Origin of the sequence: Accumulibacter sp. (genome assembly GCF_031732815.1) — a bacterium.
GTDB lineage: Bacteria > Pseudomonadota > Gammaproteobacteria > Burkholderiales > Rhodocyclaceae > Accumulibacter.
This window is the reverse complement of record NZ_JAVMKF010000233.1, coordinates 1-19,214: the sequence shown is the minus strand read 5'-3', so window position 1 is coordinate 19,214 and position 19,214 is coordinate 1. Positions and strand designations below refer to the sequence as shown.

Annotated in this window: 16 protein-coding genes; 7 read left to right on the top strand and 9 right to left on the bottom strand. The window is 66.9% G+C overall.

Going from position 1 to position 19,214, the window contains the following annotated elements; genetic code table 11:
• Together RKP46_RS14480 and RKP46_RS14475 are read right to left on the bottom strand one after the other, a co-directional pair.
• On the bottom strand, positions 1–584 hold a 584-nt coding region (locus tag RKP46_RS14480), incomplete at its 3' end, for an ATP-binding cassette domain-containing protein (protein ID WP_311107285.1).
• A gap of 222 nt (positions 585–806) precedes the next feature.
• The gene (locus tag RKP46_RS14475) at positions 807–1,583 is read right to left on the bottom strand and encodes a ferredoxin--NADP reductase (protein WP_311107284.1); all 777 of its coding nucleotides are present in this window, start codon (positions 1,581–1,583) and stop codon (positions 807–809) included.
• Between the two features lie 114 nt (positions 1,584–1,697).
• Between RKP46_RS14475 and RKP46_RS14470 the strand changes: the two genes are divergently transcribed.
• Positions 1,698–2,624 carry a LysR family transcriptional regulator gene (locus RKP46_RS14470; RefSeq protein WP_311107283.1) on the top strand — a complete coding sequence of 309 codons (927 nt, stop codon included), beginning with the start codon at positions 1,698–1,700 and terminating at the stop codon, positions 2,622–2,624.
• A gap of 83 nt (positions 2,625–2,707) precedes the next feature.
• On the opposite strand, the gene mscL is transcribed toward RKP46_RS14470, so the two are convergent.
• The 3 genes from mscL to RKP46_RS14455 all read right to left on the bottom strand — a co-directional run bounded on the left by mscL (position 2,708) and on the right by RKP46_RS14455 (position 8,818).
• Positions 2,708–3,139 carry a large conductance mechanosensitive channel protein MscL gene (gene mscL, locus RKP46_RS14465; protein ID WP_300332947.1) on the bottom strand — a complete coding sequence of 144 codons (432 nt, stop codon included), beginning with the start codon at positions 3,137–3,139 and terminating at the stop codon, positions 2,708–2,710.
• A gap of 94 nt (positions 3,140–3,233) precedes the next feature.
• A complete protein-coding gene (locus tag RKP46_RS14460; RefSeq protein ID WP_311107282.1) occupies positions 3,234–4,391 on the bottom strand; it encodes a pyridoxal phosphate-dependent aminotransferase in 1,158 nt (385 codons plus the stop codon).
• Positions 4,392–4,600: 209 nt separating this feature from the next.
• A complete protein-coding gene (locus RKP46_RS14455) occupies positions 4,601–8,818 on the bottom strand; it encodes an autotransporter domain-containing protein (protein WP_311107281.1) in 4,218 nt (1,405 codons plus the stop codon).
• A 198-nt stretch (positions 8,819–9,016) separates the two neighbouring features.
• On the opposite strand from RKP46_RS14455, the gene RKP46_RS14450 reads away from it, so the two are divergent.
• A complete protein-coding gene (locus tag RKP46_RS14450) occupies positions 9,017–9,238 on the top strand; it encodes a zinc ribbon domain-containing protein (protein ID WP_300332939.1) in 222 nt (73 codons plus the stop codon).
• A gap of 65 nt (positions 9,239–9,303) precedes the next feature.
• Positions 9,304–10,161, top strand: a complete 858-nt coding sequence (gene asd / locus RKP46_RS14445; protein ID WP_311107280.1) for an archaetidylserine decarboxylase — start codon at positions 9,304–9,306, stop codon at positions 10,159–10,161.
• Between the two features lie 72 nt (positions 10,162–10,233).
• Here the strand turns inward: asd and RKP46_RS14440 are convergent, their stop codons facing one another.
• On the bottom strand, positions 10,234–11,076 hold the full coding sequence (locus RKP46_RS14440; RefSeq protein WP_311107279.1) for a PEP-CTERM sorting domain-containing protein: 843 nt from the start codon (positions 11,074–11,076) through the stop codon (positions 10,234–10,236).
• Positions 11,077–11,447: 371 nt separating this feature from the next.
• Here RKP46_RS14440 and RKP46_RS14435 point away from each other — a divergent pair, with 371 nt between their 5' ends.
• From RKP46_RS14435 to RKP46_RS14420, 4 genes are read left to right on the top strand one after another with little or no spacing between them, the layout of a single operon-like run.
• Positions 11,448–12,125, top strand: coding sequence for a CDP-alcohol phosphatidyltransferase family protein (locus RKP46_RS14435; RefSeq protein WP_311107278.1), 678 nt, complete (start codon positions 11,448–11,450; stop codon positions 12,123–12,125).
• Positions 12,125–13,873 carry a bifunctional alpha/beta hydrolase/class I SAM-dependent methyltransferase gene (locus RKP46_RS14430; protein WP_311107277.1) on the top strand — a complete coding sequence of 583 codons (1,749 nt, stop codon included), beginning with the start codon at positions 12,125–12,127 and terminating at the stop codon, positions 13,871–13,873. Before RKP46_RS14435 ends, RKP46_RS14430 begins: the two co-directional genes overlap by 1 nt.
• Complete coding sequence (locus tag RKP46_RS14425) at positions 13,870–15,255, top strand: phosphatase PAP2/dual specificity phosphatase family protein (protein WP_311107276.1); 1,386 nt, start codon at positions 13,870–13,872, stop codon at positions 15,253–15,255. The genes RKP46_RS14430 and RKP46_RS14425 overlap by 4 nt, the downstream gene beginning before the upstream one ends.
• The gene (locus RKP46_RS14420) at positions 15,252–16,175 is read left to right on the top strand and encodes a phosphatidate cytidylyltransferase (RefSeq protein ID WP_311107275.1); all 924 of its coding nucleotides are present in this window, start codon (positions 15,252–15,254) and stop codon (positions 16,173–16,175) included. The genes RKP46_RS14425 and RKP46_RS14420 overlap by 4 nt, the downstream gene beginning before the upstream one ends.
• Here the strand turns inward: RKP46_RS14420 and RKP46_RS14415 are convergent.
• The 3 genes from RKP46_RS14415 to RKP46_RS14405 form a co-directional block, all read right to left on the bottom strand.
• Positions 16,154–16,783, bottom strand: coding sequence for a nuclear transport factor 2 family protein (locus RKP46_RS14415; RefSeq protein ID WP_311107274.1), 630 nt, complete (start codon positions 16,781–16,783; stop codon positions 16,154–16,156). The genes RKP46_RS14420 and RKP46_RS14415 overlap by 22 nt on opposite strands.
• 83 nt (positions 16,784–16,866) lie before the next feature.
• Complete coding sequence (locus RKP46_RS14410; RefSeq protein WP_311107273.1) at positions 16,867–18,270, bottom strand: PIG-L family deacetylase; 1,404 nt, start codon at positions 18,268–18,270, stop codon at positions 16,867–16,869.
• A 43-nt stretch (positions 18,271–18,313) separates the two neighbouring features.
• Complete coding sequence (locus tag RKP46_RS14405; RefSeq protein WP_311107286.1) at positions 18,314–19,210, bottom strand: GNAT family N-acetyltransferase; 897 nt, start codon at positions 19,208–19,210, stop codon at positions 18,314–18,316.
• Between the last annotated feature and the right edge of the window lie 4 nt (positions 19,211–19,214).

Sequence of the window (19,214 nt, the reverse complement as noted above, 5' to 3'; positions counted from 1 at the left end):
TCGGCGTCGAGGTGGTTGGTCGGCTCGTCGAGCAGCAGCATGTCGGGCTTCGACAGGAGGAGTTTGCACAGCGCCACGCGCCGCTTTTCGCCGCCCGACAGCGTGCCGATCGACGCCTCCCACGGCGGCAGGCGGAGGGCGTCGGCGGCCAGTTCGAGCTGGTTGGCCAGATCGCTGCCGGCGCCGGCGAGGATCGCTTCCAGGCGTGCCTGCTCCTCGGCGAGCTTTTCGAAGTCGGCATCGGGTTCGCCGTAAGCGGCATAGACCGCAGCGAGTTGTTCCTGCGCAGCGAAGGCTTCGCCGAGGCCGGACTCGACTTCCTGGCGGACGTTGCGCGCCGGGTCGAGTTCGGGTTCCTGCGGCAAGTAACCGACCTTCAGATTGGGCATCGGCGTTGCTTCGCCAATGATGTCGCGGTCGACGCCGGCCATGATGCGCAGCACCGTCGATTTGCCGGAACCGTTCAGGCCAAGCAGTCCGATCTTGGCGCCGGGGAAGAACGAAAGCGAGATGTCCTTGATGATCTGTCGCTTGGGCGGCACGATCTTGCCCACGCGAAGCATGGTGAATACGTATTGAGCCATGGCCTTGGCGGTCGTCGGTCCGCGGGTGATGAGGGTTGAACAGGCGGTGCACGGGCGCTCGGGCAGCGCCGGCAGAAGCGCGCAGCGGACAAGGCTGCGCAGCCCTCAGTCTACCCGAGTTACCCGAGTCCGCCGCCGTTTGGCTTCGAAAAAAGCGCTTGTCGGGCAGCGCATCGAGCGCGACGTCAGCTTTCTGGCCAACGCCGCTGGTGGCCGCCCGGCCTACTTGTCGACGAAGGCGCGCTCGATGACATAGTCGCCCTGCGCGCCGATATAGGGCGAAACCTGGAAGCCGTGTTGATCGAGCAGCGTGCAGCAGTCCTTGATCATCGCCGGGCTGCCACAGACCATTGCGCGATCGCGCTGCGCATCGAGCGGCGGCAGGCCGATATCCGAGAACAGCTGACCGCTCGCCATCAGATGGGTGATCCGCCCCTGGTGCAGGTAGGCTTCGCGCGTCACCGTCGGGTAGTAGATCAGGCGTCCGCGCACCAGGTCGGCGAAGAACTCGTGCGTCGGCAGTTCGCGCTGGATGAAGTCGCTGTACGCCAGATCCTTGATCCATCTGACGCCGTGGATCAGGATCACCTTGTTGAAGCGCTCGTAGGTCTCGGGATCCTGAATCAGGCTGATGAATGGCGCCAATCCGGTGCCGGTGGCGAGCAGGTAGAGATGTTCGCCCGGCCGCAGGTCGCGCAGAACCAGCGTTCCGGTCGGCTTGCGGCTGACGACGATCTCGTCGCCGACCGCCAGATGTTGCAGCTTCGAGGTCAGTGGCCCGTTCGGCACCTTGATACTGAAAAACTCGAGGTAGTCGTCGTGATTGGCGCTGGCAATGCTGTAGGCGCGCGTCAGCGGACGACCTTCCTGCGGCAGACCGATCATGACGAACTGGCCGTTGATGAAACGCAGCGCCGGATCGCGCGTCGTGCGGAAGCTGAACAGGCTGTCGTTCCAGTGATGCACCGAAAGAACGCGCTGGGAAGAGTAGTTGCTCATTGGCGTGGGCCTGGGCTGGCGATGGTGGACGACACGCATCGTAGTTCGTCGTATTCTGTTTGCAAAACAGATTTTCTGGATAATCCTTAGCGATTTTGCCTCTAACCAAACGCCATGCGATTCACCCTGCGCCAGATCGAAGTTTTTGTCGCCGTTGCCCGTCACGAAAACGTTTCGCGCGCTGCCGAAGAGCTTGCTCTGTCACAGTCGGCCACGAGTGCCGCGCTCGGCGAGCTCGAACGTCAGTTCGACACGCAGCTCTTCGACCGCTTCGGCAAGGCGCTGCAACTGAACGAAGTCGGTCAGACGCTGCTGCCGCAGGCCATCGAACTGATCGAGCGGGCGGCCGCCCTCGAGCAGGCACTCGCCGGGCGCAGCGGCTACGGCCATCTGCGCCTCGGCGCGACGCTGACCATTGGCAACTATCTGGCGACGCTGATCGTTGCCGACTTCCTCAAGCGCCACCCGGAAAGCACGGTCGGTCTGGCCGTACACAACACGAAGACGATCGTCGAGCAGCTTGCCCGGCACGAGCTCGACCTCGGCCTGATCGAAGGACACTGCCGCCATCCGGAACTGCTCGTCGAACCCTGGGTCGCCGACGAACTGGTCGTCTTCTGCGCGCCCGGCCATCGGCTCGCCAGGCGCGCTTCGGCGACGCTCGACGAACTGGCGGGCGAAGCGTGGATCGTTCGCGAAGCGGGTTCAGGAACGCGCGAGACGCTCGATCAGGCGCTGCGTCATCATCACGCGCCGCTCGCGGTGCGTCTCGAACTGGAACATACGGAAGCGATCAAGCGCGCCGTCGAATTCGGTCTGGGAATCGGTTGCATCTCGCGCCTGGCGCTGCGCGAGGCTTTTCGCCGCGGTAGCCTGGTTGCCGTCGAGACGCCGGAGCTTGATCTGCGCCGGCACTTCCATTTCGTTCGCCATCGGCGCAAGTTTCAGACCGCCGGCATGCTGGACTTCATCGCCTCGTGCCGGGCGCTGAGCGCGGGCGTTGCGCGCAGCGACCAGATCGAGTGGCCGTTCATTCCCTGAAGCGGCGTTGCCGGCTTGCGCCGGCGCAGGCCGGCGGGGAAAGCACATGAGCGGGATCGGCGCGGCGCGCGCCGAACGGCCCTCTACTTCTTCAGGCTGTCGCGAATCTCGCGCAGCAGGATGACTTCCTCGGCGACCGCCGGCGGGGCTTCCTCGACCACCGGTTCGCTCTTCTTCAAGCGGTTGACCTGCTTGACCATGATGAAGATGATGAAGGCGAGGATGATGAAGTTGACCAGAATCGTGATGAAGCTGCCGTAGGCGAAAACCGGCACCTGCGCCTTCTTCAGCGCGTCGAGCGTCATCGCGGTTCCCTCGGGGACCTTGCCGAGAACCAGGAACATCCCCGAAAAATCGAGTTTGCCGCCCATGATCCAGGCGATGAACGGCATGATCAGGTCGCCGACGACCGAATCGACGATCTTGCCGAAAGCCCCGCCGATGATCACGCCGACGGCGAGATCCATTACGTTGCCCTTCATTGCGAATTCTTTGAACTCCTGCAGCATGCTCATCCTGTGCTTCTCCTTGAATTGAATGATTTGTGTTATTGGGTTGTGTTGCGCGGGCGGCGATTATAGAGGCCCGGCGCAGCTTGCGGGAAGCCCCTTACAAGCTGCGCAGCCGTTCTGCCGCAGCGGCCAGCGTCTCCTCCTGCTTGGCGAAACAGAAGCGAACGACGCCGTCGTCGCGTCCATCGTGGTAAAAGACGGACACCGGAATCACCGCGACGCCGGCCTCGCGCGTCAGCCAGTGCGCAAACTCGACATCCGGCAAAGCCGAGATCCGGCGGTAGCGCGCCAACTGAAAATACGTCCCGCCACACGCTAACAGATCGAAACGCGAATCCTGCAAGAGTGTGCGAAAGAAATTACGTTTGCGCTGGTAGAAGTCGGCCAGTCCGAGATGGCGCGCAGCCTCGCGCATGTAGTCGGCGATCCCCACCTGGCACGGTGTATTGACTGTGAAGACGTTGAACTGATGGACCTTGCGAAACTCGTTCATCAGGCGGGCCGAGCCGACGACATAGCCGATCTTCCACCCCGTGATGTGATACGTCTTGCCGAACGAAGAGACGACCAGGCTGCGCGCGGCGAGTTCCGGCCGGCTGCTGACGCTGTGGTGTCGCGCGCCGTCGAAGACGATGTGCTCGTAGACCTCGTCGGCGAGAACGACGATGTCGGTGCCACGCGTCAGTTCGGCCAGGTGCTCAAGATCCTGCGCCGACCAGACGGCGCCGGTCGGGTTGTGCGGCGAGTTGATGATGATCATGCGCGTGCGCGGGCCGAGCAGCGAACGCACTTGCTCCCAGTCGGGTCGGTAGTCGGGGTAGGACAGCGCCGCGTAGCGCGCCTCGCCGCCGACGGTTTCGATCGCCGGAACGTAGCTGTCGTAGACCGGTTCGAAGACGATCACCTCGTCGCCCGGGCGGACGAAAGCGGCGATCGCGGTGAAGATCGCCTGTGTCGCGCCGGCGGTCACCGTCACCTCGCTCTCGCTGTCGTAGCGCACGCCGTAGAGCGACTCGACCTTGTCGCTGATCGCCGCGCGCAATTCGGCAACGCCGGCCATCGGCGGATACTGGTTGCGCCCCATGCGCATCGCCTGCAGCGTGGCTGCGAATAGCGAATCGTCGGGCTGGAAATCGGGGAAGCCCTGCGACAGGTTGATCGCGCCGCAGTCGGCGGCAAGTCTGGACATGATGGTGAAAATCGTCGTGCCGACCTGCGGCAGCTTGGAATCGATGGCAAGGGAGGATTGGGGCATGGCGGGCAAGCGGTCGAGGGAACAACGATCGGAAGCGGGCGAGGACGGCGCTGAAGCCGCTGATGGCGCGCACGGTAAGCGAAGCGGTGGGCGCGGCAACAGCGTGCCGCGCGCGCCATAGTCTAGGTGATCTGGCCCGGCGTGCCTACTCCCGGCGACGGCGCCGCAAGAGGTTCGATTTCAGCCGGCGCAAGGTATGCCGGCCGGGCTCAGAAAGCGACGCGCAAGCCGGCTGTGCCGCCAACCTCGCTCTGTTCCTGGCGTACTTCGCCCGTCAGCGCGGCATAGGCATACGCTGTGCGGCTCAGTCGCCAGGTCCCGGCCAGCCGTAACTGCGCAAAGCTGCGCCCGACCTGCGGCGCGCACAGCGCGAATTCGCTGCCGGCGAGGCTGGCGTGCACATTCGCACGCAAGGCGCTGCCCCAGTCCTGGCCAAGGCCCAATTGCACTTCGTAGGTCAGCGCGGCATTGAGCGGGTCCTTGTCCAGCGAAGCGGCAGCCAGACCGAGCATGGCGCGCACGTTCGTCGCGTTGTAACGGCGCAGATGCAGGGCGGCCGGCGAGTCTCCCGCTTCGTCGGTGGCCTGTCGCGTAACGTGCTGGGCGAGCACGCTGGCGAAGGGCTCGACGACCGTCACTGCCACTTCGAACGGCTTGCGCAGCGTGCTGCCGGCGAGCCACGTGGCGCCACCCTGGTCGGTTTTCAGGCGCTCGCCGCCGCCCAGCGGGTCGGCGCGCCGGCTGGTCCACCGACTGCGCCCATAGCCGATCAAACCGTCGAGGAGATACGCGTCGGCGCGGTACTGACCGTAGGCAAAAAGCACATTCTCCTCGACCGAGCCGGCGCCATGCGTTTGCGCAACATTCGTATCGGCGTGCGCCAGGCCGATTCCCGCGCGTACGCCGTCCGCCTCGAACAGATCGCCGCCCACGGCAAACTCGGTGCGCGTGGCGCGCAAGCCACTCGCTGAGCGATCGCCGCTCCAGTGGCCGCGATCGCCGCCGACCTCAATCCACAGCGCGCGGCGCGGCGTAGCGTCATCCGATGCTGGCGCAGGCGCGTCGGCCGAGCGAGCGCGGGTTGCGCCGAGTTGGCGGCGCAACGCAGCCTGCACCCGCGGCCCGGTGCGCGGGGCAACGGCCGCCAGCGCGGCATGCACTTCGCCCGGCAGCGTGTTCAGCGCGCCCGGAATCTGCTCTCCGGGGAGTCCGCTCAGCGCGTACAGGAACTCGCTCTGCGCCGAGTTGGTGTTGCCTTGCTGATCGGCGACGCTCAGCCGATCGACGGCATCGGCCGCCGCGCGGCGATTGTCATTGGCGCTGCTCAGCACGCCACTGTAGGCCGCTGGCGCGACGCGCAGGTCGATGCTGCGGTTGCCGCGCACATCGTAGAAGGCGAGCAGACGCGTGCCCGCCGCCAGGCCTTCGGCCTCGGCGACCGAGGCGAAACGGCCAACGATTCCACCTTCCGCGCTGACGATGCGGAAGCTGTCGCCGAGTTGCGGAACGTAGGGGACATAGACCTCGCTGCCGCTGAGCGCGCGCAGCCGGGGCTGCAGCCGGGCGCCGCCAGCAATGAACTGATTGCCCGCTCCGGTAACCAGCAAGCGCGAATAGTTGCCCGGGCCCGACGCCGTACCGCGTCCGTTGATCTCGGCTTGGAAGGTCGAACCGGGCAGCATCTCGACCGTTCCAGCGACCGTCAGCGTCGCCGGCGAGTTGCCCGGGGCCAGCGTTCCGCGCACGCTGACCGGCCCACGCAGCACGCCGTCGCCGCGCAAGAGCGCAGCCGGTTCAATGCCGACGCTGCCGGCGAGTTCGCCATTCACTTTGAGTTCGCCCTGCTCGACGCAGATGCCGCCGGCCAGAGTCGCCGCACCACGCAGGTTGAGCGTGCCGCCGCCGGTCTTGACGACGCAGCCACCGGTCGTACCGGCGATCGTACCGGTCAGAGTCGTTGTCGTTCCTGGCGCAACGTCGAGCAGCGCGCCGCCGGCCAGCGCCATCGTCTGCGGCGTCGCCAGGTCCAGGCCAAACTTCAGCCGTCCGCCATTGAGCGCCACATCGCCCCAGCCGAGCCCCCACGCGTTGTTCACCTCGACCAGACCCTCGTCGATCGTCAGGCCGCCGGTCCAGCCGCTGCCCGGCGTATGATCGCCGGCGTTATCACCGGCGAGCACCAGTGCGCCGGCGCCCTGCTTGATCAACCGGCCGCTGCCGGACACGCTGCCCGTGCTGGTCAGCGTTGTACCAGCATCGGTGATCAGGGTTCCCCGGGCGCCGACATAGATCGTGCGCGCCGTCGACACATTGGCCGAAGTGCGCAGCGTCCCGTCGTCCAGGCCGAGCGGTCCGGCCGCGTTGCCCAGGCTGCTGTCGGCGGCAATCCGGACAAGCGCGCCGCTGCCGATCAGCGTACCGCCGGCGTAGCGGTTCGTCCCGCCGAGCGTCACCGCTCCGCCGATCACGGCAAGCAGGCCGGAACCCGAAATCTCTCCGTCGAAACTGCCGCCGGCGCGCCATAGGACGAGGTCGTTGGCACCGAGCAGGACCAGACCATTGCCGGTCAGGCTGGCCAGCCAGGCGGCCCCCGAATGCGGGGACAGATCGAGAACGCCGTGATTGACGAAAGTCGACTGACCGGGGAAAGCCAGCCCGGAAAGCGCCAGCACGGCGCCGGGAACGATCGTCGTCGTGCCCGTAAACCCGCTGCTCACCCCGGAAAAGACGTGCAGGCCGCGCAGAATCGAAATCTCGCCGCTGCCCTGGAAGTCGCCGCTGAAGACCGGGTTGGGATAGCGGTCGGGCCCGGCCAGCGTCAGCCTGCGGTCGCCGAGCACGACGCTGCCGCTCCCGTCGAGTGCTTGCAGGGTGACGCCGGCGCTGCTGCCCGAAATGTCCAGCGTCCCGCCGTTGAGGATCCGCTCGGCCGAAGCCAGATCGCTGCCGCCCTGCACGGCGAGTGTTGCCCCCGCCTCAATGGTCACCTGGCCAGGCGCCGCATAGGCGCCACAAAGGTCGACCCGGCCGCTTCTCACCCGGAACCAGCCGTCATGCGCGACGCTGCCGCAGAGTCGCAGTGTCCCGGCGCCGTCCTTGACCACCGATCCCGGGCCGTCGACCGATCCCGCGTTCGTCAGCGTACTCCCGGCATCGATATTGAAAGCGCCATCGCGGAACAGGAGGTGTATCGCACGCTGCATCGAAAAGTTCGAAGTGGCGCGCAGCGTGCCACCGTAGAGGCGCAGCGCGCCGCCTGGATCGCCCAGGTTGGCGTCACTGCCTACACTGAGGGTCGCGCCATCGTTGATCGTCGTGCCACCCGCGTAGGTGTTGGCGCCGCTGAAGACCTGGTTGCCGGCCTGCACGCGCACCGCGCCGGGGCCGGCGATGACTCCGGCAAACGTGCCGTCGGCGGCAGTCAGAACCAGCTCGCCGACGCCGAGGAGCACCCGGCCATCACCCGAGAGCGCCCTGATCGCGGTACCGTCTGCTTTCTGAGCGAGGTCGAAGCTCCCGTCGTTGCGCACCTCCGCCGAGTCCTCGATGCTTGCGCCAGTGGCCAGCGCCAGCGTCGCTCCGCGACTGATCGTCGTCCGGCCAGTGTAGGTGTTTCGCCCGCCGAAGGTGCTCACGCCAGCTCCGCTGAGCGTCAGCGGGCCACTCTCGTTGCGCTGGTCAGCAAGCGTGCCGGTGAACAATACGCGATTGCCGTTGGCGTCTATCGTGCCGCCACGGTTGCTCAGCGTGAAGCCCAGATCGATCGTCGGTACCGGGCTGTCGATGCGCAGGACGCCCCCGTCGAAGGCCGGCAGCAAAGTGTCGCCAAGTGCGCTGGCGAGGTGCGTCGCCTGCGTCGAATCGATGCGGGGAAACGTTTGCAAGGCAAACGACGACTGATAGCGCAGCGATCCGAAGCTCCACCAGTTGCGGATGTTCTCGTCAAACTGGACAAAGTCCGCAGCGAAAGCCATCACCTCGCCGGTCCCGGAGTATTGCGCCTCGAGGACGGTAAATCGGCCGCTCAGCGTATTGTTGCCACGCCCGTTGCCGGAAAAGGAGAGGCCGGGACTGGACACCGCCTGGAAAGGCCAGCGCTCTGCCGACGGGTAACGGCCGGGCGTCAGCGGCGCGCCGTAGGGGGCGGCGAAGTCGAGACTCCAGTCGCGTGTTGACCAAAAATCAGGGTTCATCGCGAAGTCATTGATGGCAAATTGGACACCCTGATCGTAAGAGCGCGTCGCGGTAAAGCTGAAGCCGCTCCCGGTGGTCGGCGTGATCAGCACGCTCTCGCCCTGACCAACCCAGCTCATGGGCGAACTGACAAAGGCGAAAGCGGTCTCCGCCGTTGTTTCGCCGGCCCAGAAGAATGACGCGCAGGCGGCCATTCCGGTCAGCCCGCAGCGCAGCGTTGCTTTCATGTCCATCCGCCCCGGTCTGCTCTGTTGCGATGCAGCAAGTCCATGCCTCAGCCGGAGAATACCGCTGCTTTGGCTTGGCGGACAAGGTAAACTTGCGCCGCCGTGAGTTCCTTGGCCAGCGCTCCTGGCGGTCCTCGACGGCCAGGCCAGCGGCGGGCGCGCTGCTTCGGCAAATCTTTCGCACCAACACGGAGTATTGACAAAATGCCCATCTACGAATACGCGTGCGCCGCCTGCGGCAGCGAGTTTGAAAAGCTGGTTCGCGAGTCCTCGCCGGCAGCCGAGTGCCCCAACTGCCACAGCACCGACTTGCGCAAGAAGCTGTCCGCTTTTGCAGCGCTGAGCAGCGCAGCGGCACGCGAACTGCCCGCAGCGTGTGGCAGTTGCGGCCACCCGGACGGACCCGGCGCCTGCCGATTTCAGTGAGCGCACGGCCGGGGCGGGCCAAGCCCGGCGTATAATCGGGCTCCGTCTTCGCCACCAACGCCATCGTGTCCGACCGCATCGCCGTACTCGCGCAGCACCTGCTGCCCAAGCAGGCTCTGACCCAACTCGCCGGACGCCTGGCGGCGAGCAACGCGGGCAGCCTGACCACCGCCGTCATCCGCTGGTTCATCGGGCGTTACGACGTCGACATGAGCGAGGCGGCCGAGCCCAATCCGGTTTGCTACCCGACGTTCAACGACTTCTTCACACGTCCGCTGCGTGACGGCGCGCGCCCGCTCGCCGAGGCGGATTTCGTCTGCCCGGTCGACGGGGCGATCAGCCAGTTCGGTCGCATCGAGCGCGACCAGATCTTTCAGGCCAAGGGGCATCTTTACTCGACCGCCGCACTGCTCGGCGGCGACGGCGAAGTGGCTGCTGCCTTCGTCGATGGCGATTTCGCCACGCTCTACCTCAGCCCGCGCGACTACCACCGCATCCACATGCCGGTCGCCGGTCGCCTGCGCCAGATGATTCACGTTCCGGGCGAGTTGTTCTCGGTCAATCCAGCCACCGCGCGCGGCGTCGCGGGCCTTTTTGCGCGCAACGAGCGCGTCGTCTGTCTGTTCGACGCCGACTTCGGCCCCTTTGTGTTGACGCTGGTCGGCGCAACGATCGTCGGCAGCATGGCAACCGTCTGGCATGGGACGGTCAACCCGCCGCGCAGTGGCGAAATCCGCTCCTGGGCTTACGACGACCGCCGCATCGAACTCGCCAAGGGAGAGGAAATGGGCCGCTTCATGCTCGGCTCGACGGTCGTCATGCTCTTCCCGCGCAACACGCTCGCCTTCAACCCGGACTGGCGCGCGGCGCGCCCTGTCCGCATGGGTGAAATGATGGCAAAGCGCACGCCCAACGGCGCCTGAACAAGCGCGCCGGGGTTGGCACGCGCGGCTGGCGGCGAGTTGCGCACCGCCCGGCCGCGCTCAACTCGATACTCAGACGGCAGAACGACGCCGACGCGCCGCGTACAGGCCAAGCAGGCCCAGCCCGAAGAGGGCGAGCGAAGCCGGCTCGGGAACGCTCGGGCCCGGCTGGAAGTTGCTGCGCAGACCCATCACGCCGTTGATTTCGTTGTCGCCATCAGCCAGCAGCGCACCCGGACCACCCCAGATGATCGAAGCGTAGCGGAAGGTATCGGCGGTACCCGTGCCTACCGCATAGACGAAACCGTCCCAGACGACGCTGCTGTCACTGTAGATACCTTCCAGCCAGACGCGCTCGGTCACCGCCTGCGTCCAGGTGATCATGTCGTTCGACAGATAGACGGTGGACTCGATCGCCTCGAGCGGCAGCGGGCCATGGTCGATCGAGTTGAAGACGGCTGCCTTGCTCGCCTGGAAACCGAGATCCCAGACGCTGTTGCCAATCGTGTTGTCCGTCTGGATCCAGTGCTGGTCGATGGCGCTGCCACCGACAGCAGCGCCGGCACTGCCGAAAGAGTAGTTGTAGGTGCCGTCGTTGCCGTCGCTGACGCCCGCCTGATCGAGCGAAGTGCCGTATGCGCCGTAAAGCGGGTTGGCGACGACATCGACACCATTGAATTTCTTCAGCGTCGCCGCAGCATAGCCGGTGGCATCGAAATTGCCATCGTCGAGCAGGTTATTGGCGATCACGGCTTGGCGGTTGGCCAGCGTGTTCGATCCGTAGTACAGCCCGGCAAAGGTTCCGACGCTTGCTCCCTGCCAGGAGCGTGCGTCATCGGGGTCGGTCAGCAAGGCAGCTTGCGCGGCGCTGGCGGAAAACAAGGCGAGCGACACGGCGACGATGTTTTTTTTCATCTGGGAATCCTCCGTTGGGGTGATGCGAGAGACTGGTAAGCGAAATGCGGAAAATCATGAAACGTGCTCGATGGCCAACGCCGAGACATTTCTCCGCGGTACCAAGCAGTTTGCGTGCCAGTTAATATTTGGACTGTATTCATTGATGTTTTATCCGGCACATGGCGGCTGGCAGGCGACAGCGTGCGGTCGTCGCGGGTGCTTGCAGTACTCACTTTGTAAAATTTTTCGACGGCGCGGCAAGCCAGGCGGGTGCTCCGCCAGCGCATGAGGTGGCTGACGCCGACGGGAATACGTCGCCGCCAAGCCGCCGGCTGCTCGGCAAGCTTGGCGCCGGTGCTATCATTTTTTCTTTTTTTCGCCGTTCGCCGATGAGTCTCTACCGCTTGAAGCCGCGTTTCCAGGCCTTGTTGCGCCCCTTCGCCCGCTTGCTCTACCGGTTTGGCGCAACGGCCAATCAGGTGACGCTGACGGCTTGCGCTGGCTCGCTGCTGGTCGGCGGCGGGCTCGCCCTGAGCGCTTCGTCTGGGCAGACTGGCTGGTTTCTGCTGCTGCCCGGATGGTTCTTCCTGCGCATGGCGCTGAATGCCATCGACGGCATGCTCGCCCGCGAGTTCGGCCAGCGCTCGAGGCTGGGCGCGTACTTGAACGAGTTGTGTGATCAGGTGTCGGACGCGGCGCTGTATCTGCCTTTCGCTTTTCTCTCGCAGGCGGGCGGCGCGCTGCCGATGCTCGTCGTCGTCATCGTCCTCGCCAATCTCGCCGAGATGGCCGGCGTCCTGGCGATCGGCGCCAGCGGCGAAAGACGCAACGACGGTCCGCTCGGCAAGAGCGATCGCGCTTTCGTCTTTTCCGTGCTTGGCCTGCTCCTCGCTTGCGGCGTCCGTCCCGGGGAATGGCTGGCGTGGGCGCTGGCGGTGATCGCCGTGCTGCTTGTTCTGACCATCGTCAACCGCGTGCAGCGCGGCCTCGCCGAGAGCAGCGGCAGCGTTGGCGCGGATTCCCCGGCCGAGCAGACGAGCAGCCCGATCAGGCAAGGAGAAACGTGATGCGCCAGGCGCAGGAACTCGAGTTTACGACGCACGATGGCACTCGGCTGTTCTACCGCCACTGGCCGGCAGTCAACGGCGGTGACGCAGCACCGACGCTCGTCCTGCTGCACCGCGGGCACGAGCATTCGGGTCGCCTGCAGCATATCGTCGACGAACTCGCACTCGATCACTTTGCCTGCTTTGCCTGGGACGCGCGCGGGCACGGTCGCTCGCCCGGGGCACGCGGCGACAGTCCGAGTTTCGCCGCGCTGGTCAAGGATCTCGATTGCTTCGTGCGCCATCTGCAGACGGCGCACGGCGTCGACGGCGAGCGCCTGGCACTGATCGGGCAGAGCGTCGGAGCGGTGATCGCAGCCACCTGGGTACACGACTACGCGGCGCCGATCCGCTGCCTGGTGCTTGCTGCACCCGCGTTCAAGGTGAAGCTGTACGTTCCGCTGGCGCGCGCCGGACTGACCCTGCTTTACCGCCTGCGCGGCAACTTCTTCATCACGTCCTACGTCAAGGCGAAGTTCCTCAGCCAGGACACCGAGCGCATTCGCTCGTACGACGAGGACCGGCTGATTGCGCGGGCGATTTCGGCGCGCGTTCTGCTCGGTCTGCTCGCCGCGGCCGAGCGCATCGTCGACGACGCGCCGGCGATCCGCCTGCCGGTCCAGTTGCTGATCCCGGAGAAGGACTGGGTGGTCTACCGGGCGCCGCAGGAGCAGTTCTTTCGCCGCCTTGGCTCGCCGCGCAAGGAGTGCCACGTCTTGCCCGGTTTTCTGCATGACGCGCTCGGCGAGCGCGACCGGCGAATCGCGCTGGCGCACGTGCGCGACTTCGTCGAGCGCGTCTTCGCCAGCCCGGCGACGGCCGATTCGCTGCTGCAGGCGGATCGCGACGGTCATACGCGCGCCGAGGAACTGCGCCTGCGCCAGCCGCTGCCGGCGTTCTCCGTGCGCCGGCTGGGCTTCGCGCTCACCCGGCTGGCCATGCGCAGCCTCGGACGCCTGTCGGAAGGGATCCGCATCGGCCTGCACAGTGGCTTCGATTCGGGTCGCAGCCTCGACTACGTCTATCGCGACCAGGCGCGCGGCGCGCTGCTCGTCGGCCGGCTGATCGACCGCGGCTACCTGAATGCCATCGGCTGGCGCGGCGTGCGCATCCGCCGCGCTCATCTGCTGCAGGCGATGGCTGCCGCCGCGCAGGCCGTGCACGCAGCCGGTCAGGCGCTGCGCATCGCCGACATTGCCGCCGGTTACGGACGCTACGTGCTCGACGCCGTCGACCGCTTGCGCGAACGCCCGGCGTCGATCGTCCTGCGCGATTTCAGCGCGGCGAACGTCGCCCAGGCGCAGGCGCTGGTCGAGGAAAGGCATCTGGCCGACATCGCACGCTGCGAAGTCGGCGATGCCTTTGACCAGGACGCGCTTGCCAGCTTGCAGCCACGGCCGAACCTGGTCGTCGTTTCCGGGCTCTACGAGCTGTTCTCCGACAACGAAGCTGTCTTGCGCTCGCTGCGTGGCCTGGCACAGGCGGTCGAGGCGGGCGGCTATCTGATCTACACCGGTCAGCCGTGGCACCCGCAGATCGAAATGATCGCGCGCACGCTGACCAGCCACCGCGGGGGGCAGCCGTGGGTGATGCGGCGCCGCAGCCAGGCCGAACTCGACGAACTCGTGCGCACCGCCGGTTTCGCCAAGGTCGAACAATGGATCGACGACTGGGGGATCTTCACCGTTTCGCTGGCCCGCCGCCGGTGACCGGGGAAAGCCGGCAGCGCCCGGCGGGCGAATCGTCCAGCGCCTACCCCTGGCTGCGCGCGCTTGTCTGGCTGCTCGTTCTGGCGCCGTTCTTCTTCGCCAGCTACGGCCTGGCTACCTGGCTCAGCGCGCGCCGCGGCGAGGTGCCCGTGATCGTCTTCGCCTGGGAGCAGCACATCCCGTTTCTGCCGTGGACGATCGTTCCCTACTGGCTGATCGACCTCCTCTACGGCATTTCGCTCTTCCTCTGCCCGACGCGTCGCCGGCTCGACACGCACGCCGCCCGTCTGCTGCTCACGCAGGTCCTGGCGGTCGCCTGCTTTCTCGCCTTTCCCTTGCGTTGCAGCTTCGTGCGCGGCGAGGTGGACGGCGTCTTCGGCTGGATGTTCGCGGCGCTCGACAGCTTCGATCAGCCGTTCAATCAGGCGCCCTCGCTGCACATCGCCTTGCTCGTCGTTCTTCTCGCCATCTACCGGCACGCCGTGCCGCGCGCCTGGCACGCGCTGGTCTATGCGGTTGCCGGTCTGATTGGCGTTTCGGTGCTGACCACCGGGCAGCATCACTTCTTCGACGTTCCGACCGGCGCCTGGCTCGGCTGCTTCGTCCTCTGGCTGCTGCCCGATGATGGGCAGCGCCGCTCGCCTCGAGCAGCGCTGACGCGCGATCCCCGGCGTCTACGTCTGGCGCTGATCTACCTGCTCGCCGCCCTGGCCAGTGGGCTGCTCGCCGGCGGCTTCGGTGGCGTCGGGCTGTGGCTGCTCTGGCCGGCTGCCGCGCTCGGGCTGGTCGGCTTGATCTATCTGTTCTGCGACGCCAGCGCGTTTGCCAAGGGCAGCGACGGTGCGCTGCCGCCGGCGGTCGTCTGCCTTCTGGCACCCTACCTGGCCGGCGCCTGGCTCAATTCGCGCTGGTGGACGCGGCGGGACAAGCCGGCCGACGAGGTGGCGCCGGGAATCTTTCTCGGCCGCCTGCCGGGCCGCGGCGATCTGCGTCAGATCGGCGCCAGGGCGCTTGTCGACCTGTGCGCCGAGCTGCCGTGCACGACGCCGGGCGTGACCCACATCGTCGTTCCGCTGCTCGACCTGGTCACCCCCGACTGCGACGAACTCGAGCAGGGCGTCAGGGCGGTCGAACAGGCGCGCGCCGCCGGGGGTCCGGTGCTCGTCTGCTGCGCGCTCGGCCTGGCGCGCAGCGCCGTGGTGCTTGCTGCGTGGCTGCTGCGCCAGCGGCTGGCCGACACGCCGGAGGACGCGATCCGCCGCGTACAGGCAGCTCGCCCGGGTGTCGTTCTCGGCACCGCGCAGCGCGCGCTGCTGCAGCGCTGGCAGCAGTCGCCCGACTGCCGCGCGGCGCCGCCCGCACGGCCGACATCGGCGGCATGATCGAGCGCGCCGCCTGGCCACTGATTGGCGGCCTGGCAACCGTCCTCGTCGTCGCCTCGCTGGTCGGTCAGATCCTGCGCGTCGTCGTTGCCCACCGCCAGGCGCACCCGCTGATCGACAACCTCAACCGGCGAATCGCCGCCTGGTGGGTCATCGTCAGCGTCTTCGGCCTCGCCGTGCTCGCCGGCCAGGTCGGCATCACGCTGCTCTTTGCGCTCGCCTCGTTCGCCGCACTGCGCGAGTTCATCATGGCCGGCCGGCCGGTTGGCGCACCGCGCGGTCGGCTGCTCGCCGGTATGCTGCTCGCCATCGCGCTGCAGTACGCGCTGGCGGCGAGCGGAGAAGCGCTGCTTTTCGCGCTCGGCCTGCCGAGCGTGCTGCTGGTCGGCGTCGTCGCCGGCAGGCGGCGCGCGAGCTGCGCGGCAAACGCCCGCCAGGCGCCGCTGGCGAGTGGGCTGCTGATCTGCGTCTACGCGATTTCGCATATTCCAGCGCTGCTCGCGCTGCCGTCCACCGACGGACCGGGGAAGGTCTACCTGCTTGCTTTCCTGATCGTCATCGTGCAGGCGAGCGACGTGCTGCAGTACGTCTGGGGGAAACTCGTCGGCCGCCGGCCGATCGCTCCGCGCATCTCGCCCGGCAAGACGCTGGCCGGCACGCTTGGCGGCATTCTGAGCGCCAGCCTGCTGGGCGCCTGCCTGTCGTCGCTGACGCCGTTCGCACCGGGCAAAGCGGCGCTGCTCGCGCTGCTCATCACGCTGCTCGGCTTCGCTGGCAGCCTGCTCCTCTCGGCGAGCAAGCGCCAGCGCGGGATCAAGGACTGGGGTTCATTGCTGCCGGGGCACGGCGGCATGCTCGACCGCCTGGACTCGCTCTGGCTGCCGGCGCCGGTCTACTACTATCTGTTGCGCGCGCTCTGAGCGCCTCGCCGACACCACAACCAGGTCAACAGCGCGCCCATCAGCAGGCCGCCGAGCGCGGCGCCGCCCGCAGCCAGCCGGATGGCCGATTGCGCCTCGGCCATCAAGGAGTTGGTGAACACGTTGGCGGACAGGTGCAGGGCAACGACCTGCCAGCGCCCGTCGATCTTCGCCGAGGTCGAGGTCCAGTTCGAGTCCAGCCTGAAAGGTCCGCGCGCGACCGGAAAGAACTCGTCTGCCATCGTTCCGTCGGCGACCGCCACTTCGCCATTGCCGAAGAAACGCGCCGAAGCGCCGAGCTTGGCGGTGGTCAGATAGCGGTCGAGAATGCGCTGATCGCCCTTCACCATACGCTGGTAGTAAGCCCGGATTTCGTCGTGCCCACGCGATACCTCGCCGTTCAGCCAGGTGACCGTCGCCTGCGGATGCATCTGGGCGACCATGCGCTCGACATCCTGCGCATTGATGCTGGCCTCCATCTCGCGGAACAGCCTGATCAGCGCCTGACGGTCGGCGGCATGAGGATCATCGGCGGCGGTCGCCAGCGACACGCCGGCCGCCAGCAGAGCCAGGAAGAACGAACAAATCATCTGGAGCAGCGCGCGCATGGCACCTCCCGTTGGCCGGCAATAAGACTGGCATGATAGCCCGCCCGCGCAGTGCGTGCCAGCAAGGCGAGCACTGCGCCGGCCTAGCGCTCGAGGCGGCGAACCCAGAACAGCTCGTGCCGGCGAACCGCTTTGCGGAAGAACTCGTTGTCGCCGGTCGCCGGCCAGCGACGGCCGGCGAGCAGCGACTGGATCAGGCGACGCAGGCGTGCCTTGCCCGCCAGCCGGCCCTGCAGGTCGTGCTGCATGGCCAGCGCCAGCGCCTTGTCGAGCTGTTCGGCCGGACTCAGGCAAGGGCTCCACACGCCGTCGGCGGGCAGCGTGGTCAGTGCCGGCGGCAAGGCGATCCCGCCGCCGGCCGGGCCCATCGGCCAGCGATCATTGTCGTGCAGGTGATTGGCGTAGAGCAGCGCCAGCCTGGGTGGCACGCGCACCTGCCCGATGGCCTGCAGCAGCGCCGCGCTGCTGGCGACATGATCGGGATGCGGATCGAGCTCCGGATGTGGCATGACGACGACGCGCGGGCGGAAGTGTTCGAGCACGGCAACCAGGTCGGCGATCAGGTTGGCGCCGGTCGGTAGTCCGTCGGCGTCGGCCGGCAGTGCGAGCGCGTTGTGCCGGCGGGCGGGTCGGATGTCACCCTCGCCCGACTCGCGCGAGGCGAAGATCTGCTCCGGCGCGGCGAGCATCGCCGGCAATTGCAGGCAGTAGTAGCCGAGTTGCACGCAGTGCTGTTGTGCGACGCCGCCCCAGAGCGGTACGGCCAGGCTGTCCCAGGTGCGCAGGCGGCCTTTCAGGCGCGCCGCCTGCGCTGCGTCGAGGCCAAGACGACGGTAGCCACCGGCCTCGACCTCGCCTTGTGTGAGGGTGACGATGCGCACCTCGCGCGCCCGGCTGTAGAGGCCGAATGCCGCCAGCTCGGCATCGTCGGCGTGCGGCGCGACGAGCAGCAGGCGCTCCTGCGTGTAGTCGGGATTGGCCAGCACGTACAAGCGCGCCGACGCGGCCAGCGTGCAATGGTGCGCGACGATCGGCAGGTGCCCGCTGGCAAGCCGCGCCGCCTGCCCGGAAAGGTTGAGATAGCGCCGACCGCAGGCGGCGCGTTCAAAGTCCTGCCGGTCGTCACCGATGATGACATATGGGTCGAGCAGGCGGCCAGCCAGGCGGCTGCGCAGGCGCACTTCGAGGATCAGCGTCTCGCCCGCCGGCAAGGCGGCCGACAAGGACAGCTCACCGTCGGCGAGGACGACTTCCAGACAAGGCGTCTCGGCTGGAAAGTCGTAGCCATAATCGGCCCGCGGCGAATAGAACAGATGGTCGGCGAACCAGGCTTCGTGCGCGATCCAGCCAGCGAGCAAGAGCAGCGGCGGCAGCCACCAGGCGTAGACGCCGCCGACCGCGAGCAGCGCGAGCAGGCTGACCAGCACGAGGAGCCGCTTGCGCCGTCTATGCCGGGCGAGCAACTGCTGCTTGCGCGCGGCCGTCATTGCACGCCGTTGTCCGCCGCGCCGGTGTCTGCCGGCCGACCGGCTAGCGCTGATAGACTGCTACGCGGTGACACCAGCGATCCTTGTACGGACGATCGGCGCGACCGAAAGAGAAGCGCAGCGCCTTGTGCCGGGCGCGCGCTTCTTCCCAGGCGGCGAGCATGTTGATGTAGGTCAGCACGCTGCCCGGGCTGAGTTCTTTCGCTTGCGGATCGACGCCGCCGTTGATGTACTCGACCGACAGCCAATGCGGAGCCTCGACGCGGTAGATGATCTGAATCGCCACCGGCCGATCGTCGTACAACAGCAGCGAGCCGGTCATGAACTCGCGCAGCAGGTCGAAGACTTCCCCCAGATACGCCTTGCCGCGTGGTGCAAAACCCCAGCGGCGCTGAAAAAGATCGGCATAGATCATTGCCTGCTGCATCGGCGACAGGTCGGCCAGCGCCTGCCGGCGGCCGCCGGCTTCCTCGAACAGGCGCAATTCGCGCCGCTGGTTGTAGCGGAACTTGGGAGAATACTCTTCCGGCGAACGCACCAGGGCCAGACCCTCGGCCTGCGGCTGCAGTCCGCTGATCTGCGCGGCGTTGACTTCGGAGACGTAGCGCATCCGCTGGCGGATCGGCACGCGTGCGTCGCTGGCAATCGGCAGGATGACTTCGGCGTTGCCGAGGTCGAACAGGTTGCGCCGGCCGCGCTGCTTGAGGACTTCCTTGGCCAGCGCCAGATGCCCGCCCCAACAGGGAATCGCCGCCAGCAGTTGTTCGCCGGCAAACCAGCCGAGGTAGCGCACCGGGATGCGCGCCAGGCAAGACAGGCGCCCGACGATCTCCGGATGCGTTGCCACGCTGCCGCCGAACTGATGCCACGCTTCGTCATACTCGTCGGCATCGATTTCACGCCAGCCACGCTCGCGCCAGCGGCGGAACAAATCCAGCATCGCT

What these genes read in the sequence shown, in the direction of transcription:
- RKP46_RS14450 (WP_300332939.1), top strand. Translation starts at nt 9,017, where the DNA reads ATGCCCATCTACGAATACGCGTGCGCCGCCTGCGGCAGCGAGTTTGAA.
- RKP46_RS14420 (WP_311107275.1), top strand. Translation starts at nt 15,252, where the DNA reads ATGATCGAGCGCGCCGCCTGGCCACTGATTGGCGGCCTGGCAACCGTC.
- RKP46_RS14470 (WP_311107283.1), top strand. Translation starts at nt 1,698, where the DNA reads ATGCGATTCACCCTGCGCCAGATCGAAGTTTTTGTCGCCGTTGCCCGT.
- RKP46_RS14440 (WP_311107279.1), bottom strand. Translation starts at nt 11,076, where the DNA reads ATGAAAAAAAACATCGTCGCCGTGTCGCTCGCCTTGTTTTCCGCCAGC.
- RKP46_RS14435 (WP_311107278.1), top strand. Translation starts at nt 11,448, where the DNA reads ATGAGTCTCTACCGCTTGAAGCCGCGTTTCCAGGCCTTGTTGCGCCCC.
- mscL (WP_300332947.1), bottom strand. Translation starts at nt 3,139, where the DNA reads ATGAGCATGCTGCAGGAGTTCAAAGAATTCGCAATGAAGGGCAACGTA.
- RKP46_RS14405 (WP_311107286.1), bottom strand. Translation starts at nt 19,210, where the DNA reads ATGCTGGATTTGTTCCGCCGCTGGCGCGAGCGTGGCTGGCGTGAAATC.
- RKP46_RS14410 (WP_311107273.1), bottom strand. Translation starts at nt 18,270, where the DNA reads ATGACGGCCGCGCGCAAGCAGCAGTTGCTCGCCCGGCATAGACGGCGC.
- RKP46_RS14430 (WP_311107277.1), top strand. Translation starts at nt 12,125, where the DNA reads ATGCGCCAGGCGCAGGAACTCGAGTTTACGACGCACGATGGCACTCGG.
- RKP46_RS14415 (WP_311107274.1), bottom strand. Translation starts at nt 16,783, where the DNA reads ATGCGCGCGCTGCTCCAGATGATTTGTTCGTTCTTCCTGGCTCTGCTG.
- RKP46_RS14475 (WP_311107284.1), bottom strand. Translation starts at nt 1,583, where the DNA reads ATGAGCAACTACTCTTCCCAGCGCGTTCTTTCGGTGCATCACTGGAAC.
- RKP46_RS14455 (WP_311107281.1), bottom strand. Translation starts at nt 8,818, where the DNA reads ATGGACATGAAAGCAACGCTGCGCTGCGGGCTGACCGGAATGGCCGCC.
- RKP46_RS14460 (WP_311107282.1), bottom strand. Translation starts at nt 4,391, where the DNA reads ATGCCCCAATCCTCCCTTGCCATCGATTCCAAGCTGCCGCAGGTCGGC.